At 68.2% G+C, this 15,674-nt stretch carries 14 protein-coding genes; 6 read left to right on the top strand and 8 right to left on the bottom strand.

The genetic code is table 11. The features are described from left to right. Positions 1-24: 24 nt before the first annotated feature. Positions 25-1,950, bottom strand: a complete 1,926-nt coding sequence (dnaK, locus tag J0J10_RS09650) for a molecular chaperone DnaK (RefSeq protein WP_291646279.1) — start codon at positions 1,948-1,950, stop codon at positions 25-27. 446 nt (positions 1,951-2,396) lie between these two features. On the opposite strand from dnaK, the gene J0J10_RS09645 reads away from it, so the two are divergent. After that, positions 2,397-3,293, top strand: a complete 897-nt coding sequence (locus J0J10_RS09645) for a hypothetical protein (RefSeq protein ID WP_291646278.1) — start codon at positions 2,397-2,399, stop codon at positions 3,291-3,293. Between the two features lie 202 nt (positions 3,294-3,495). On the opposite strand, the gene J0J10_RS09640 is transcribed toward J0J10_RS09645, so the two are convergent. Further along, positions 3,496-4,482, bottom strand: a complete 987-nt coding sequence (locus J0J10_RS09640) for a methylated-DNA--[protein]-cysteine S-methyltransferase (RefSeq protein WP_291646277.1) — start codon at positions 4,480-4,482, stop codon at positions 3,496-3,498. A 116-nt stretch (positions 4,483-4,598) separates the two neighbouring features. Between J0J10_RS09640 and J0J10_RS09635 the strand changes: the two genes are divergently transcribed. Beyond that, positions 4,599-5,201, top strand: a complete 603-nt coding sequence (locus J0J10_RS09635; RefSeq protein ID WP_291646276.1) for a class I SAM-dependent DNA methyltransferase — start codon at positions 4,599-4,601, stop codon at positions 5,199-5,201. Positions 5,202-5,205: 4 nt separating this feature from the next. Here the strand turns inward: J0J10_RS09635 and J0J10_RS09630 are convergent, their stop codons facing one another. Together J0J10_RS09630 and J0J10_RS09625 are read right to left on the bottom strand one after the other, a co-directional pair. Beyond that, positions 5,206-5,727 (bottom strand): hypothetical protein, encoded by a 522-nt coding sequence (locus J0J10_RS09630; RefSeq protein WP_291646275.1) that lies wholly within the window; start codon positions 5,725-5,727, stop codon positions 5,206-5,208. Positions 5,728-5,732: 5 nt separating this feature from the next. Next, positions 5,733-6,272 (bottom strand): DUF2244 domain-containing protein, encoded by a 540-nt coding sequence (locus tag J0J10_RS09625; protein ID WP_291646274.1) that lies wholly within the window; start codon positions 6,270-6,272, stop codon positions 5,733-5,735. A 20-nt stretch (positions 6,273-6,292) separates the two neighbouring features. Here J0J10_RS09625 and nth point away from each other — a divergent pair, with 20 nt between their 5' ends. Then, positions 6,293-6,994, top strand: a complete 702-nt coding sequence (nth, locus tag J0J10_RS09620) for an endonuclease III (RefSeq protein WP_291646273.1) — start codon at positions 6,293-6,295, stop codon at positions 6,992-6,994. Positions 6,995-7,001: 7 nt separating this feature from the next. Here nth and J0J10_RS09615 read toward each other — a convergent pair whose 3' ends face one another. Beyond that, positions 7,002-7,799, bottom strand: coding sequence for an undecaprenyl-diphosphate phosphatase (locus tag J0J10_RS09615; protein ID WP_291646272.1), 798 nt, complete (start codon positions 7,797-7,799; stop codon positions 7,002-7,004). Between the two features lie 243 nt (positions 7,800-8,042). On the opposite strand from J0J10_RS09615, the gene J0J10_RS09610 reads away from it, so the two are divergent. Genes J0J10_RS09610 through J0J10_RS09600 form a run of 3 tightly spaced genes read left to right on the top strand, consistent with a single transcriptional unit; the run spans position 8,043 to position 10,734 of the window. After that, complete coding sequence (locus tag J0J10_RS09610) at positions 8,043-8,735, top strand: glutathione S-transferase family protein (protein ID WP_291633469.1); 693 nt, start codon at positions 8,043-8,045, stop codon at positions 8,733-8,735. Then, complete coding sequence (queG, locus tag J0J10_RS09605; RefSeq protein WP_465247181.1) at positions 8,633-9,871, top strand: tRNA epoxyqueuosine(34) reductase QueG; 1,239 nt, start codon at positions 8,633-8,635, stop codon at positions 9,869-9,871. The genes J0J10_RS09610 and queG overlap by 103 nt, the downstream gene beginning before the upstream one ends. Further along, positions 9,868-10,734, top strand: coding sequence for an SDR family oxidoreductase (locus J0J10_RS09600; RefSeq protein WP_291646270.1), 867 nt, complete (start codon positions 9,868-9,870; stop codon positions 10,732-10,734). The genes queG and J0J10_RS09600 overlap by 4 nt, the downstream gene beginning before the upstream one ends. Positions 10,735-10,741: 7 nt before the next feature. Here the strand turns inward: J0J10_RS09600 and olsB are convergent, their stop codons facing one another. The 3 genes from olsB to J0J10_RS09585 form a co-directional block, all read right to left on the bottom strand. Continuing rightward, the gene (olsB, locus tag J0J10_RS09595; protein WP_291646446.1) at positions 10,742-11,605 is read right to left on the bottom strand and encodes a l-ornithine N(alpha)-acyltransferase; all 864 of its coding nucleotides are present in this window, start codon (positions 11,603-11,605) and stop codon (positions 10,742-10,744) included. Between the two features lie 256 nt (positions 11,606-11,861). Further along, entirely contained in the window at positions 11,862-13,952 is a 2,091-nt protein-coding gene (locus J0J10_RS09590; protein WP_291646269.1) for an ATP-binding protein, read from the bottom strand. 129 nt (positions 13,953-14,081) lie between these two features. Then, positions 14,082-15,620 (bottom strand): YifB family Mg chelatase-like AAA ATPase, encoded by a 1,539-nt coding sequence (locus J0J10_RS09585; RefSeq protein WP_291646268.1) that lies wholly within the window; start codon positions 15,618-15,620, stop codon positions 14,082-14,084. Positions 15,621-15,674 lie beyond the last annotated feature (54 nt).

The raw sequence follows: 15,674 nt of genomic DNA, 5'->3' as shown, positions 1-15,674 counted from the left end.
CGTTCTACGGGGCGGCGAACGCGCTCAGGCGCTCTTCTTCTTGTCGCCCTTGTCGTCGCTGACATCCTTGAAGTCGGCGTCGATGACGTCGTCCTTCTTGGCGTCGGCTTCGTCGGCAGCGCCATCGGCGGCCCCGGCCTCGGCCTGGCTGGCGGCATACATCGCCTCGCCGAGCTTCATCGAGGCCTGCATCAGCTCATTGGTCCGCGAGGCGATGGCCTCGGAATCATCGCCCGCCAGCGCCGTCTTCAGGGCGTCGAGCGCCGTCTCGATCGCGGTCTTGTCGGCGGCCGAAACCTTGTCGCCATAATCCTTCAGCGACTTTTCGGTCGAGTGCACGAGGCTCTCGCCCTGGTTCTTGGCCTCGACCAGCTCGCGGCGCTTCTTGTCCTCGGCGGCGTTGGACTCGGCGTCCTTCACCATCTTCTGGATCTCGGCCTCGGAGAGACCACCGGAAGCCTGGATGCGGATCTGCTGCTCCTTGCTCGTCGCCTTGTCCTTGGCGGTGACCGAGACGATGCCGTTGGCGTCGATGTCGAAGGTCACCTCGATCTGCGGCATGCCGCGCGGGGACGGCGGAATGCCCATCAGGTCGAACTGGCCGAGCATCTTGTTGTCGGCCGCCATTTCGCGCTCGCCCTGGAAGACCCGGATCGTCACCGCCTGCTGATTGTCCTCGGCGGTCGAGAAGACCTGGCTCTTCTTGGTCGGGATCGTGGTGTTGCGGTCGATCAGGCGCGTGAACACGCCGCCCAGCGTCTCGATGCCGAGCGAGAGCGGGGTCACGTCGAGCAGCAGCACGTCCTTGACGTCGCCCTGCAGCACGCCGGCCTGGACCGCGGCGCCGATGGCGACGACCTCGTCCGGGTTGACGCCCTTGTGGGGCTCCTTGCCGAAGAACTGCTTCACGACTTCCTGGACCTTCGGCATGCGCGTCATGCCGCCGACCAGGACGACCTCGTCGATGTCACCGGCCGAGAGGCCGGCATCCTTGAGGGCCTTGCGGCAAGGCTCGATGGTGCGCTGCACGAGATCGTCGACCAGGCTCTCGAATTTGGCGCGCGAGAGCTTGATGGCGAGGTGCTTCGGACCCGAGGCATCGGCCGTGATGTAGGGCAGGTTGATCTCGGTCTGGGCCGTGGTCGAAAGCTCGATCTTGGCCTTTTCAGCAGCCTCCTTCAGACGCTGGAGAGCGAGCTTGTCCTTCTTCAGGTCGATGCCCTGCTCGCGCTTGAACTCGTCCGCCAGATACTCGACCAGGCGCATGTCGAAGTCCTCGCCGCCGAGGAAGGTGTCGCCATTGGTCGACTTCACCTCGAAGACGCCGTCGCCGATCTCGAGAATCGAGACGTCGAAGGTACCGCCACCGAGGTCATAGACCGCGATCGTGCCGGTCGACTTCTTGTCGAGGCCATAGGCGAGCGCAGCCGCGGTCGGCTCGTTGATGATGCGCAGCACCTCGAGACCGGCGATGCGGCCGGCATCCTTGGTGGCCTGACGCTGGGCGTCGTTGAAGTACGCCGGGACGGTGATGACCGCCTGCGTGACCGGCTGGCCGAGATAGGCCTCCGCGGTCTCCTTCATCTTCGTCAGCGTGAAGGCGGAGATCTGCGAGGGCGAGTAATCCTTGCCGTCGGCCTCGACCCAGGCGTCGCCCGAGGGCGCCTTCTTGATCTTGTAGGGGACGAGATCGATGTCCTTCTTGGTCATCGGATCGTCGAAGGTGCGCCCGATCAGGCGCTTGATGGCGAAGAAGGTGCGCTCCGGATTGGTGACGGCCTGGCGTTTGGCCGGCTGGCCGACAAGCCGCTCGCCGTCATCGGTGATGGCGACGATCGAAGGCGTGGTACGCGCGCCTTCCGAATTCTCGATGACCTTGGGCGTCGAGCCTTCCATCACTGCAACGCAGGAATTGGTCGTGCCGAGGTCGATGCCGATAACTTTACCCATGGAAGGGATCCCTTTCGATTTAGCAGATCGCCGGAACGCCGCGCAGTGACGCGACCTCCGGCCCATGGTCCCGACCCGTCCCCACCTTCTGCGGCGAACGAATACGGGATATCCACGTCTGGCAGGCGTTTCCGGATCCAGGGCGGATGCCCCGGCCCGGCCACCGTCCGCCGGTTCAATAAAGCGAACCGGGAATCCGCCAAGACCTTGGGAGCCATGGCATTCCGGTTCCGGCCGTGGCGAAAACCACCGCTTCGCGGCGTATATAGGGAGGGTGCCGCCCCCCTTGCAAGGCGCGAAGCCGGAATAAGAGCCAGCTCCCTGTCGCGCCCGGCACGGTCTTCGTCGCCCGGCATGATTAACGCCTGGTGTTGCTCTCGCGCCCTTGCGCGCAGGGCCGTGTCATTCCATTCAGAAAGACCGTCCATCGCCGAAAAGGACCCGCCGTGACGCCGACCCGCAGCTCCGCCGCAAGCCGCCTCGCCGTCACCGGCGCCGCGCTGGCCTGGTTCGGCTGCACGGCCGCAGCGCAGCCTCTGCAACTGCCCGGTGCCCAGCCGTTCAGCGCGCCCGGCACACAGTATTCACCGCCGGCATCGAGCGCACCGGCGGCGCCGCGCCCGCGGACGATGCCGGCCATCAAGATCCCCGGCGAGGAATCGCTGCTCGGCAAGACCGTACGGCGCAATGGTGGGGCCGGCGAAGCCATGCTGGAAAAGACCGCGACCGGCTATGGGCTGAAGCTCCGAGCCGAGGGCTTCCAGGCCCAGAACCTGGTCGAGCCCTGCGCCATCTCCTTCGGCGACACGGCTGTGCCACTGACCTTTCTCGGCAAGCCTGCCGGCCTGCCGCGCTACAAGCTCGAGGCCTCGGTCTGTCCGATCGTATTCGACGTATTGGAAGGCGGCTTCCTGGTGGTCGAGCCTGCCGAGCCCTGCGTGATCGAGGCGGCCGCCTGCCGGATCGACCCCCGAGGCGTCTGGGGGCCGGATGCGCGCACGCTGGCCGCCCACGCCAAGGAGATCGAGGCCGAGCGCGGCAAGGCCGAGAACGCCGTGCGCGAAGGCTACCGGGCGCTGTCGGCCAAGGCCGAGCTTCCGGAGCAGCGCAGCATCGCCCGCGAGCAGGCGGCGTTCTCCTCCGAGCGCGCCCAGATCTGCCGCGATTTCCAGAGCGAGGGCAGCCACGGCTTCTGCGGCGCCCGCATCACCGAGGGCCGTGCCGCCTCGATCCGCGCCCGGCTGGGCCTGCCCGAACCGAAGCCGGAAGCGACCAAGCCGCGGCCGGCCACGGCGAAGCGGACAGCTCCCCCCGCGGCGCCGCCCCCCCAGGCGATCCAGTAATATCGGCTGCGATTGTCACCAGCGCCGTCGTTCCGGGGCGCTGTGCAGCAACGAGCCCGGAACACGTGGACCTGACGGGCGGAGAACAGGAAGGCCGAGAGCCGCTCCCTCCGTTGCGACTTCGGTGTTCATGGGGTCCGGACCTTCGCTGTGCGAAGTCCTGGAATCGCGACGGCGCATCCACCGCGACCTTCGTGCCTGCTCAGATCGCCTGACCGCCCGATACCTGCCCGGCCTCCCAGCCGAGGATCGCACGCTTACGCGTCAACCCCCAATGATAGCCGGTGAGCGCGCCGGACTTGCCGATGACGCGATGACAGGGCACGACGAAGGAGATCGGATTCTTGCCGACCGCCGCCCCGACCGCACGCGCCGCCGAGGGCTTGCCGATATGGTCGGCGACATCGCCGTAGGTGGTGGCGCAACCGACCGGAATCCTCAGCAGCGTCTCCCAGACGCGCACCTCGAAATCGGTGCCGATCAACACGACGCGCAACGGCGTCTGCGCCGACCAGCGCTCCGGCTCGAAGATGCGGCCCGCATAGGGCTTGGTCGCCTGTGGATCGAAACGGTAATCGGCATGCGGCCAGCGCCGCATCATGTCGGCGAGCGCCTCGGCCCGGCCGCCGACGACCTTGCCGCCATCCTGGCCGTTCGAGACCCAGCCGAGCCCGGCGAGGCCGCGCTCGGTGACCACGATCAGAGCCTCGCCGAAGGGTGAGGGATGGAAGCCGTAGGAGAGCCGCAGGCCCTCGCCGCCGGTTTTCCATTCGCCGGGCGACATCGCCTCATGGCTGACGAAGAGGTCATGCAGCCGGCCGGGGCCGGAAAGCCCGACCTCGTAGCTGGTGTCGAGGATGCTGGCCGAGGAGGCCAGTAACCCCTTGGCATTGTCGAGCGTGATCGCCTGCAGGAAGGCCTTCGGCGTCAGCCCGCACCAGCGCCGGAACAGGTGATGGACATCGGTCGGCGTCGCGCCTGCGGCTTCGGCGATCTGCTCGATCGTCGGCTGCTGCCGCCAGTGCTCGGTGATATAGGCGAGGATGCGGCGCACCGTATCATAATCCGAGCCGGGCGCCGGTGCCGGAAAATCGGCCTCCGAGGGAATGGCCTCGGCTGCACGGGCGAGCACGGCATTGGAGAGATTGATCGGTTTCATCGCAGTTCGGAAGCCGGAATGAGCGTTCATCGTTCTACCCTCGCGATCTGATCTCATGTCCGCGAAGCTACTCATGCCAGCATGCCTATCCCACCCGAAAGCTGGCAAGCTCGCCCTCCCCGCCGCCACCATCTACAATCCAGCGGATGACCGATTCTGCCGCCGCGATCGTCTCGCTCTATGAGCGCCATGCCGCCGCCTACGATGCGCTGCGCGGCCGAAAGCTGATGGAGGTGGCCTGGCTCGAGCGTTTCTGCACGCTGCTGCCGGCCGTACCGTCGGTCCTCGACATCGGCTGCGGCATGGGCGAGCCGATCGCCCGGCATCTGATCGAGCGCGGTTGCGCCGTGACCGGCGTCGATTCCTCCGGGCCGCTGATCGGGCTCTGCCGCGAGCGCTTCCCGGAGCAGTCCTGGCAGGTCGCGGACATGCGCGATCTCGCGCTCGGCAGGCGCTTCGACGGGCTGATCGCCTGGGACAGCTTCTTCCATCTTCGCCATGACGACCAGCGCCTGATGTTCCCGCTCTTCCGGCAGCATGCGGCGGAAGGCGCCGCCCTGCTCTTCACCAGCGGCCCCGGCCATGGCGAGGCGATCGGGACGTTCGAGGGCGAGCCACTCTACCATGCCAGCCTGGCACCGGAGGAATATCGCCGCCTGCTCGGCGAGAACGGCTTCGTCGTCATCGACCATGTCGTCGAGGACGCGACCTGCGGCGGCCACACGGTCTGGCTGGCGCAGCGGCACTGACGCCTCAGGCCAGGATCGGCCCCGAGAGGAAGCGCCGCAGCTTCTCGCGCGTCAGACGCTGATTGTTGCGATGCCATTCGTCGCTGGTGGCGAAGACCGGCGAGGTCTCGTCCCAGCCGCTGCAACTGAAATCCGATTGCTCGGCGAAGAAGGCGACGAACTCTTCCTTCGACGCCCATTCTGCGATCGCCTGGCCGCCGTGATAGCCGTCCAGGATGTCGCAGAGCTTGATCCCAGCCTCAGTGCGGATCAGGCCATGGCCGCAGAAATCGCGGTGGCATTCGTGGATCAGGCCGCGATCGACGGGATGCTGCATCAGCCTGTCCCAGACCTCTGCCGCCAGCACGGGCCCGAACAGGGCGTGATCGAGCCGGTCGCGCAGCTGGAGCGCATAGGCGCGGCGCGAGGCTTCTCCGCCATCCTGCGGCGGCAGCTTGCCGCGCGGGCCGCGATTGGCACGCATGGCGGCGACGAGCACGAAAATGATGACGGCCAGCGCGATCAGCGGAATGATCGTCGCGGCCATGCGCGTCAGGCGGGCTCGAAATCGGGGCCGCGCCGGGCTTTGGCCAGCGCGGCGGAGAGCGCCGACGCGAAGCCTTCGCGCTCTTGTGGCGACAACGCCGCGGCGACCGGAACCTTGCAGCCGCGCGAGACCAGCGCCAGCCGCAGCAGCCCGTAATCCTCGTCGTCTTCACGCTCGAGGCGGGTCCAGGCCGGGTTGGAGCGCCAGATCGCCTCCTTGCCGCGATGCGAAACCTGGCGCAGCAGGACTTCGAGCGGCGTCACCACGATGCGCTCGAAGGCGCGCGCGGCCTTGAAATTGACCTTGAAGGCGATGAACAGCGCCAGGATGTCGAGACCGAAGAAGCCGGCCACCGGCCACGCCCCGAGCAGCAGGAAAGGCACGGAGGTGACGAGGCTCGTCAGGCAGACCAGCGTCATCACCAGCCGGAACCCATCCGCGCCGAGCGAGCGATGGGGCGTGATGGTGGCGTCGAAGACCGGCCTTTCCGCAACGATACCGGCGGCTGCGGCGGCGCTCTCTGGGGCGGGCTTGCTCAGGCTCATACGCACAGTATAACGCCGCGATGAGCCCGCCGAACAGTGGCAAGACGCGCGCACCCGCACGCCGAAAGCCTGCCGCCCCCAAAGCCCGAAACGCTGCCGAGATCCGCGAGATTTTCACGCGTTTCCGAACGGCCCGGCCGGAGCCGAAGGGCGAGCTCGACTATGTCAACGCCTTCACGCTGCTCGTCGCGGTTCTGCTCTCGGCGCAGGCCACCGATGTCGGCGTCAACAAGGCGACGAAGCGGCTGTTCGAACTCGCCGACACGCCCGAGAAGATGCTGGCGCTCGGCGAGGATCAGGTGCGTGAGCTGGTCAAGACGATCGGGCTTTACCGCACCAAGGCGAAGAACGTCATCGCGCTCTGCGAAAGGCTGATCGCCGAATTCGGCAGCGCCGTGCCGACCTCGCGCGAGGCGTTGGAGAGCCTACCCGGGGTCGGCCGCAAGACCGCCAATGTCGTTCTCAACATCGCCTTCGGCGAGATCACCCACGCCGTCGACACCCATGTCTTCCGCGTCGCCAACCGCCTGCGCATCGCGCCGGGCAAGAACGTGCTGCAGGTCGAGCTCGGGCTGGAGAAGGCGATCCCGGCCGAGTTCGGCCGGCATGCCCATCACTGGCTGATCCTGCACGGGCGCTATACCTGCAAGGCCCTGCGCCCGGCCTGCGAGAGCTGCATCGTCGCCGATCTCTGCGACTCCGCGGACAAGCGGATCGCCTGAGCGCGCCTCAGCCGAAGACCCAGAGCCCGGCAAGCCCGGCAGAGCCGACCACGATCCGCCACCAGGCAAAGGGCGTGAAGCCGCGCTTCGAGACGAAATCGAGGAAGGAGCGAACGACGATCAGCGCCGAGAGGAAGGCGGTGACGAAGCCGATACCGATCAGCAGCGTGTCGCTGGCGGTGAGATCCTTGTAGTTCTTCATCAGATCATAGGCGAAGGCGCCAGCCATGGTCGGCATGGCCAGGAAGAAGGAGAACTCCGCCGCGGCACGCTTGTCGGCGCCGAGCAGCATGGCGCCGACAATGGTCGAGCCCGAGCGTGAGACGCCCGGGATCATGGCGAGGCACTGGATCAGGCCGATCTTGAAATACATCGCCAGCGGGAAAGCCGTGGCGTCGTGGTGCTTCACCTCGAGCTCCATTTCGTCGACGACGAGCAGGACCAGCCCGCCGGCGATCAGCGTGGTGCAGACCAGGAAGGGGTTGAACAGCACGCCCTTGATGAAGCCATGGGCGAGCGCGCCGATCACCGCCGCCGGCAGGAAGGCGACGAGCACGCCGATCACGAAGCGGCGCGCCGCAGGATCGGTGCGCAGACGCCGGGCGATGTCGAGCAGGCGATGAAAATAGACCAGGAGGATCGCCAGGATCGCGCCGAGCTGGACCAGGATCTCGAAGGATTTACCCTTGGATTCGAAGCCGAGGAAATGGCCGAGCAGCAAGAGATGCCCGGTCGAGGAGACCGGTAGAAATTCGGTCAGCCCCTCGACGACGCCGAGAATGGCGGCCACCAACAGGTCACTCATCGGAAGGTCCTTCTCAGCCGGCAGGCGCGACGCAACCAAGCGGCGCCGCGGGCGTTAAAGCTATGGCGCAGGCTCTTTGCGAATTGGTTACCAATTGGCGAAGGAAACGCGCCGAATCCGCCGCATGCCCGATAGCCGGGTTGTTAGCCACCGCAGCCGAGCCTATACGGATTTTGCCTCCGAAAGGCCCGCGACCGCGCTTCAGGCCGCATTTCCAGCCCAATTCTCCGTTTCAAGCGACCGATGGCAACCCTTCACCATTATCCGCTCTGCCCGCATTCGCGCTTCGTCCGGCTGGTGCTAGGCGAATTCGGCCTCGACGCCGCGATGGTCGAGGAGCGGATATGGGAGCGCCGCCGCGAATTCCTCGAGCTCAATCCGGCCGGGACGACACCGGTGCTGCGCGAGGATAGCGGGCTCGTCATCCCCGGCCCCGGACCCATCGCCGAATATCTCGACGAGACGCGCGGCCTGGCCCTCGGCGAGCGCCGGCTGCTGCCGGAGGGCCCCGGCGAGCGCATCGAGGTGCGCCGGCTGCTCGACTGGTTCAACATCAAGTTCAACGAGGAAATCACCGCGCCGCTCGTGCTGGAAAAGGTGATGAAACGCTTCATGAGCCGCGACGAAGGCGGCGGCCCGCCGGAAATGAGCGCGATCCGTGCCGCCCGCGGCAATGTCCGCTATCATCTGCGCTATATCGCCTGGCTGACGGCGAAGCGGAACTGGCTCGCAGGCCCGGTTCTGAGCTATGCCGATCTCGCCGCCGCGGCGCATCTCTCCTGCGTCGACTATCTCGGCGACGTGCCCTGGGAAGAGGACGAGGCCGCCCGCGCATGGTACGCCATGATCAAGTCCAGACCGAGCTTCCGGCCGCTGCTCAGCGACCGGATTCCGGGCATGGCGCCGTCGGCCCATTACGACGATCTGGACTTCTGAGCGGCGAGAAGCTCAAGAAAGTCGTGCTGGCCCGGGCGGAAAGCGAAGGCTTCTCTGCCGTGCGCGTCGCCTCGGTCGATTCGATCCCGCAGGCGCCGGCGCGCCTCGCCGGCTGGCTCGACGCCGGCAACCATGGCGACATGGCCTGGATGACCGAGCGCACCGCCGAGCGCGCCGCGCCGGGCGTGCTCTGGCCTGACGCCCGCTCCGTCGTGATGCTCGGCATGAGCTATGCCGGCGAAGGCGATCCGCTGGCGGTTCTGGGGCAGCGCGACCGCGGCGCGATCTCGCTCTATGCCCGAAGGCGCGACTATCACGACGTCATCAAGGGCAAGCTGAAGAGCGTCGCCGGCGTGCTCGCGGCGCGCGGCGAGGTCGACGTCAAGGTCTTCGTCGACACCGCTCCGGTGATGGAGAAGCCGTTGGCGCAGGCCGCCGGACTCGGCTGGCAGGGCAAGCACACCGTGCTGGTCTCGCGCACCCACGGCTCCTGGCTCTTCCTCGGGGCAATCTACACCACCGCCGAACTGCCGCCCGACGTGGCCGAGCGCGACCATTGCGGTTCCTGCACGCGCTGCCTCGACATCTGCCCGACCGCCGCTTTCCCCGCCCCCTACCAGCTCGATGCGCGGCGCTGCATCGCCTATCTGACGATCGAGCATCAGGGCCATATCGGTGCCGAACTCCGCGAAGGCATCGGCAATCGCATCTTCGGCTGCGACGACTGCCTCGCCGTCTGCCCCTGGAACAAGTTCGCGCAGGCGGCAAAGGAAACCCGCCTCGCGCTCAAGCAGGAACTCGAGGCGCTGCCGCTCGCCGAGCTCGCCGCGCTCGACGACGCCGCCTTCCGCAAGCTCTTCGCCGGCACGCCAGTGAAGCGCACCGGCCGCGACCGCTTCATCCGCAATGTGCTGATCGCGATCGGAAACAGCAGCGAGCCGGCTCTCGCTGCAAGCGCGGAAGCCCTGCTCGACGATCCCTCGCCCCTGGTGCGGGCGATGGCGGCCTGGGCGCTGCTGCGGCTCGCCCCCGAGCGGGCAGCGACACTCGCGCCGGCCAGGCTCGCCTGCGAGCCAGACGCCGACGTCAGGGCCGAATGGGCACGTCCCGACCTCAGGAAATTGGAATCCGCATGAAGCTCGTCATCCTCGGCCTCGGCTATTCCGCCGGTTTCTTCGCGCGCGCCGCACTGGCGCAGGGATGGGAGGTCACCGGCACGGTGCGTTCGGCCGAGAAGGCCGCGAGCCTGAGTCGGGAGGGCCTGCGCACGCTCGTCTTCGGCGGCTTCGCCGTATCTTCGCCGCTGGCCGCCGCTCTGGCGGAGGCCGATGCCGTGCTCGTCTCGGTCCAACCCGACGATGACGGCGATCCGGTGCTGCGGACGCTGGCCGACAAGCTTGCGGCTGCGCCCAATCTGCGCTGGATCGGCTACCTTTCGACGATCGGCGTCTATGGCGACCATAGCGGTGCCTGGATCGACGAGACTGCCGAGGCACGTCCGACCAGCCGGCGCTCGCGCCAGCGCCTCGAAATCGAACGCGATTGGCTCGCGCTCGGCGAGCGCAGCGGCAAGCCGGTGCAAATCTTCCGCCTCTCCGGCATCTACGGGCCGGGCCGCAACGCCATCACCAAATTGCGCGCCGGCACCGCCAACCGGCTGGTCAAGCCCGGCCAGGTCTTCAACCGCATCCATGTCGACGACATCGCCGGGGTGCTGCTGGCCTCGCTGGACAAGCCGCAGCAGGGCGCGATCTACAATGTCACCGATGACGAGCCGGCGCCGCCGCAGGACGTGATCAGCTTCGCCGCCGAACTCGCCGAGCTGGCGCCACCGCCCGAAACGCCCTTCGACGCCAGCAAGCTCTCGCCGATGGCGGCGAGCTTCTACAGCGAGAACAAGCGGGTCTCGAACGCGCTGCTGAAACGCGAGCTCGGCTACGCCTTCCGCTATCCGGACTACCGGCAGGCGCTGCGCGACCTCGCCGCGAGCGGCGAATAGCGCAGGCTCAGGCGGCGTAGCGCTCGCCCTCGCCGCCGAGATAGTCGAGATAGCGCTGGTCGATCGCGGCGACCGGCACGATCACCAGCACGTCGGTCGTGCCGAACTGCCGGTCGATCACAGCCCCGGAGCCGAAGCGGGCGCCGAGGCGCAGATAGCCCTTCACCAGCGGCGGCAGGCTCTTCAGCGCCGTCTTGGCGTCGACCATGCCGGCTGGCAGCCGGTCCATGGCGACATGGCGCTCCGGCTTGGCAGTGACGCGCCACTCACCCTGCGCCGTGGCGTGGTGGTGCAGGAAGGAGAGCGGCAGCGCCAGCAGGTCCGGGTCCGTGCCATCGAAGCTGGCGCAGCCGAACATCGCATCGATGCGGTGATGGCGGACATAGGCCCAGATGCCGTGCCAGAGCAGCTCGACCGTCTTCTTGGTGCGATAGGGCTTGAGCACGCAGGAGCGGCCGAGCTCGAGGAAGCGCAGCTCGGGATGGCGCGCGATCATCGGCTCGATGTCGAATTCCGACTGGCTGTAGAAGCCGCCGAGCCGCCAGGCGGCCTGCTCGCGCATCAGCCGGTAGGTGCCGACGACCTTGGGCTTGATGCCGCCGAAGCGGCCGCGCGCAGCGTGGTCGATGACCAGGAGATGGTCGCAGGAGGCATCGAACCGGTCGGCATCGCGCCGGAACATCCGCGACACGACATCGGGCTTGGCCGACATCTCCTGATAGAAGACGCGGTAGCGCAGGCGCTGCGCCCGCCAGATCTCGCGCGGGCCGCGAGCCAGACGAACCTCGAGCGAGCCGGAGCGCCCGAGCGTCCCGGACAGCGCGTCGGGCCCCGGATAGGCGAAGACGCCGCGCGGCCCGGCGCCGACCATCAACCCGAAGGGCGAGAAGCGCGGGCGCTGCGACAAGGATCCCAGCTTCTGCTTTGCCGGCTGTCTGAGACCTAGGAGAACGTCGAACGCCATTTGCGGTCTTATCCCTGTGAGGCCTCGGCCAGGCGCATGACACCACTGCGCCGAACGTCTTACGGGATCGCGACAGAACTACGACAGAGATATGACCAAGAGATAGCCGATCGGCCGCGACATGGCGAGCCCCTTCAGGCATGGCGATCCGCGGCGGACGGCCTCAGGCGGAGCGCGTCGCGGTCTTTGCCGCGCCGGCAAGCCTTTCCACCCAGACCCGCAAGGCGTCGCGCGAAAGCGGCTTAGCCAGGCAATCATCCATGCCGCCTGCAAGCGCCGCGCGCCGATCCTCCTGCGAGGTGTTCGCGGTCACCGCCAGCAGCGGCAGGCGCGCGGCACCACGCGCCTGCTCTTCCGCTCGAATGCGCCGCGCCACGGCGATGCCGTCGAGCTCCGGCATGCGGATATCCAACAAGGCGAGGGCAAAGGCGGGCCGCTGGCCGGCCAGCGCAGCCTCGACCAGGCGAATCGCCTCTCCGCCATCGCGTGCCCAGGTCGGCACGCAACCAAGGCGCTCCAGCGTCCGCGTCGCCAGCAGGGCATTGATCTCGTTGTCCTCGGCCACCAGCACGTGCAGCCCGGCCCCGACCGCCGGTGGCGGCGCAGCGCTCTCCACCTCGGCGGAAACGGCCGGGCGCCTGTCTCCCTCAAAGCGTTGCTGCAGCGAGCGCCCGCGCACCGGCTTGACCAGGAAGCCGGTGAAGCCGGCGGCGAAGGGAGAGCCATAGCCGCGCCGCTCGGCCGGCGAGAGCATGATGACGATCTCGGAGACGCCGGCCTGCCTTGCCGCCGCCGCCAGACCTTCGACATCGCCGCCCGGCAGCGCCCGGTCAACGAGCAGCGCCGTCAGCGAACCCGCCTCCCGCAGGCAGGCGAGCGCCGCCTGCCGATCGGCGGCCAGCAGCACCTCCGCGCCGCGGCGCCGCGCCTGCTCGGCGAGATGGCCGGCACTGAAAGGCGTGCCGCTGGCGATCAGCAGGCGCTTGCCCGACCAGTCGAGTCCCAGGTCGGCAGCAGCCGCTCCGGCAGCGGCCCGAAGCGGCAGGCGAAGCCGGAAGATGGCGCCCTGCCCTGCCGGGCTTTCGACGGAGATCGCCCCGCCCATCGCCAGCGCGAGTCGACGTGCGATCGCGAGGCCGAGGCCGGTCCCGCCGGAAGTCGACATATTCGGGCTCTCGACCTGCTCGAACTCCTCGAAAATGCTTTCCAGGCGCTCGGCCGGGATGCCCGGCCCGGTATCCGCGACCGCGACGAGGATCGCCTCGCCGTCGCGCTCCGCCCGGATGCCGACGCCGCCCCGTTCGGTGAACTTCACGGCGTTGCCGATCAGATTCAGCAGGATCTGGCGCAGGCGCTCGGCGTCGCCGCGGATGAGCGCCGGCAGGTCGGCGGCGAGCAGCGCCGAGACCTCGATACCCTTGGTCTGGGCGCGCGGCGCCATCAGTTCGGTGACGTCCTCGACCAGCAGGGCAAGATCGAAGGGCTCGTCGACGAGTTCGAGCTTGCCGGCCTCGACCTTGGCGAAGTCGAGGATGCCGTCGACTAGGCCGAGCAGCGCCTCGCCCGAGGTCCGCAGGGCGCGCACATAGGTCGCCTGCTCCGGGTCGAGCCTTGTGTCGCCGAGGAGATCGGCCATGCCGAGAATGCCGTTGAGCGGCGTACGGAACTCATGGCTGACGGTGGCGAGGAAGCGCGATTTGGCGGCGCTGGCTTCCTCCGCCCGGCTGCGTGCCTCTTCCAGCGCGCGCTCGCCCGCGATGCGGGCGCTGATGTCGCGACCGACCCGCTGCAGCACGGCCTGGCCGACCGCGACGGGCACGACCGTCTCGACCCAGGCGATCCAGCGCTCGCCGTCGGCGGTCTCGATGCATTCGTCGAAGACGCGGGCGCCGTCGGCCAGCGCCTGAACCGGCCGCGTGACGCGGACCTGCGGCATGCGCAGGCTGCCGACCACCTGCCCTTCGGCAAGACCGAGCAAGGCCGCATAGGCGCCATTGGCATAGACGATCCGCCCCTCGCTGCGGCGGACAATGAGATCGCCCTGCGCCTCGATCAGGCTGCGATAGCGTTCCTCGCTGTCGGCGAGTTCCCAGAGCCGGTCGTTCAGGCGCTCGACATCGCCGGCGATCGAAGTCGCCTGCCGCAGGACGCGGCCGCGCTCGCGCAGCAGCCAGAACGTCGCCAGGCCGCAAAGTGCGGCGAGCAGCGAGGTCGCGATCGCAATGAGGACAGGCGGGGCAGGCCAGAGCTCCATGTTGCTGTCATAGCATGCCGAGATTGAGGAAAGGTTCGCAGCACCGCGGCCATGGCGTCGTGATTTGAATGACCTTGTTAACCTCCCGGCATGGATCTGCGGGCCTCCTCCGGCCGGAACGCCCCGAACCTACGCCGCCTGCGCTGCCTGGTCGATGCGCGAGCGATAGGACAGCGCTTCGGCGAGATGGATGCGCCCGAGCTGCTCCTCGCCGTCGAGATCGGCGAGCGTGCGCGCCACCTTGAGCACACGATGATAGCCGCGCGCGGTCAAGCGCATCGCCTCGGCCGCATTGCGCAACAGGGCAAGCCCGGCGGCATCCGGGCGGGCGACCTCGTCGAGCGCCGATGAGGGGCAGCCGGCATTGGTCGTGACGCCGGCGAGACCGAGCCGCTCGAAACGCGCGACCTGCCGCGCCCGCGCCTGCGCGACCCGCCGCGCGACCTCGACCGAACCTTCCGCCGCCGCCGGCAGGATCAGATCGGAGGCGGTGACCGGCGGCACGTCGATGGTGATGTCGATCCGGTCGAGCATCGGGCCGGAGATGCCGGCCTGGTACTGCGCCATGCAGCGCTCGTTCGGCTGGCGCCGGCAGGCATAGCCGGGCTCCGTCGCCCTGCCGCAGCGACAGGGATTCATCGCCGCGACCAGCTGGAAGCGCGCCGGATAGACGGCACGGTGATTGGCCCGCGAGATCAGCACCTCGCCGGTCTCCATCGGCTGGCGCAGCGCGTCGAGCGCCTGCGGCTGGAACTCCGGCAATTCGTCGAGAAAGAGCACGCCATGATGGGCGAGCGAAACTTCGCCCGGCATCGCCTTGATGCCGCCGCCGACCAGCGCTGCCATCGAGGCCGAATGATGCGGCGCCCGAAACGGCCGTCGGTCGGTCAGCGCCCCGTCGGCCAGCTGTCCGGCGACGGAGAGCACCATCGAGAGCTCGAGCAGTTCGCGCGGGTTGAGCGGCGGCAGAATCGAGGGCATCCGGCTCGCCAGCATCGACTTGCCGGCTCCGGGCGGGCCGTTCATCAGCAGGTTGTGCCCGCCGGCCGCGGCGATCTCAAGCACGCGCTTGGCGCTTTCCTGGCCCTTGATCTCGGCGAGATCCGGCAGCGGACCGCTCTGGCGCGCGACGGAAGGCTGCGGCCGGGCCATCACCTGCGTGCCCTTGAAATGATTGGCGAGCTGGATCAGCGAGCGTGGCGCGAGAATGTCGAGATCCTGCGCCGCCCAGGCCGCCTCCGCCCCCGAGGCGGCCGGACAGATCAGGCCCTGACCGCGGGCATAGGCGGCGATCGCCGCCGGCAGCACGCCCGCGACCGGGCTGATCGAGCCATCGAGGGCGAGCTCGCCGAGTACCGTGTAGCCGGCGAGCGCGTCGGCCGGGATCGCGCCGATCGCCGCCATGACGCCGAGCGCGATCGGCAGATCGTAATGGCTGCCTTCCTTGGGCAGGTCGGCCGGAGCGAGATTCACCGTGATGCGCTTGGCCGGCAGCGCGAGGCCGGAGGCGATCAGGGCGGCGCGAACGCGCTCCTTGCTCTCGCCCACTGCCTTGTCGGGCAGGCCCACCAGGATGAAGGCAACGCCGCCGGGCGTAACCTGGACCTGAACGTCGACGGCGCGCGCCTCGATGCCCTCGAACGCCACCGTCGCGACCCGCGTCACCATTTCGCGCCACCCCCGTTCCCGCACCGTGACGCTAGTGGAATCGCGTCAGGGTTG

Source organism: Allobosea sp. (genome assembly GCF_017308075.1).
Classification (GTDB): Bacteria; Pseudomonadota; Alphaproteobacteria; order Rhizobiales; family Beijerinckiaceae; genus Allobosea.
Note: the sequence above shows the minus strand (reverse complement) of the source record. Positions and strands in the feature narration are given on the sequence as shown.

Coding starts and splice junctions, on each gene's coding strand:
- dnaK (WP_291646279.1), bottom strand. CDS start 1,950: ATGGGTAAAGTTATCGGCATCGACCTCGGCACGACCAATTCCTGCGTT.
- J0J10_RS09640 (WP_291646277.1), bottom strand. CDS start 4,482: ATGAACGCTCATTCCGGCTTCCGAACTGCGATGAAACCGATCAATCTC.
- J0J10_RS09635 (WP_291646276.1), top strand. CDS start 4,599: ATGACCGATTCTGCCGCCGCGATCGTCTCGCTCTATGAGCGCCATGCC.
- J0J10_RS09630 (WP_291646275.1), bottom strand. CDS start 5,727: ATGGCCGCGACGATCATTCCGCTGATCGCGCTGGCCGTCATCATTTTC.
- J0J10_RS09625 (WP_291646274.1), bottom strand. CDS start 6,272: ATGAGCCTGAGCAAGCCCGCCCCAGAGAGCGCCGCCGCAGCCGCCGGT.
- nth (WP_291646273.1), top strand. CDS start 6,293: ATGAGCCCGCCGAACAGTGGCAAGACGCGCGCACCCGCACGCCGAAAG.
- J0J10_RS09615 (WP_291646272.1), bottom strand. CDS start 7,799: ATGAGTGACCTGTTGGTGGCCGCCATTCTCGGCGTCGTCGAGGGGCTG.
- J0J10_RS09610 (WP_291633469.1), top strand. CDS start 8,043: ATGGCAACCCTTCACCATTATCCGCTCTGCCCGCATTCGCGCTTCGTC.
- queG (WP_465247181.1), top strand. CDS start 8,633: ATGGTACGCCATGATCAAGTCCAGACCGAGCTTCCGGCCGCTGCTCAG.
- J0J10_RS09600 (WP_291646270.1), top strand. CDS start 9,868: ATGAAGCTCGTCATCCTCGGCCTCGGCTATTCCGCCGGTTTCTTCGCG.
- olsB (WP_291646446.1), bottom strand. CDS start 11,605: ATGGTCGGCGCCGGGCCGCGCGGCGTCTTCGCCTATCCGGGGCCCGAC.
- J0J10_RS09590 (WP_291646269.1), bottom strand. CDS start 13,952: ATGGAGCTCTGGCCTGCCCCGCCTGTCCTCATTGCGATCGCGACCTCG.
- J0J10_RS09585 (WP_291646268.1), bottom strand. CDS start 15,620: ATGGTGACGCGGGTCGCGACGGTGGCGTTCGAGGGCATCGAGGCGCGC.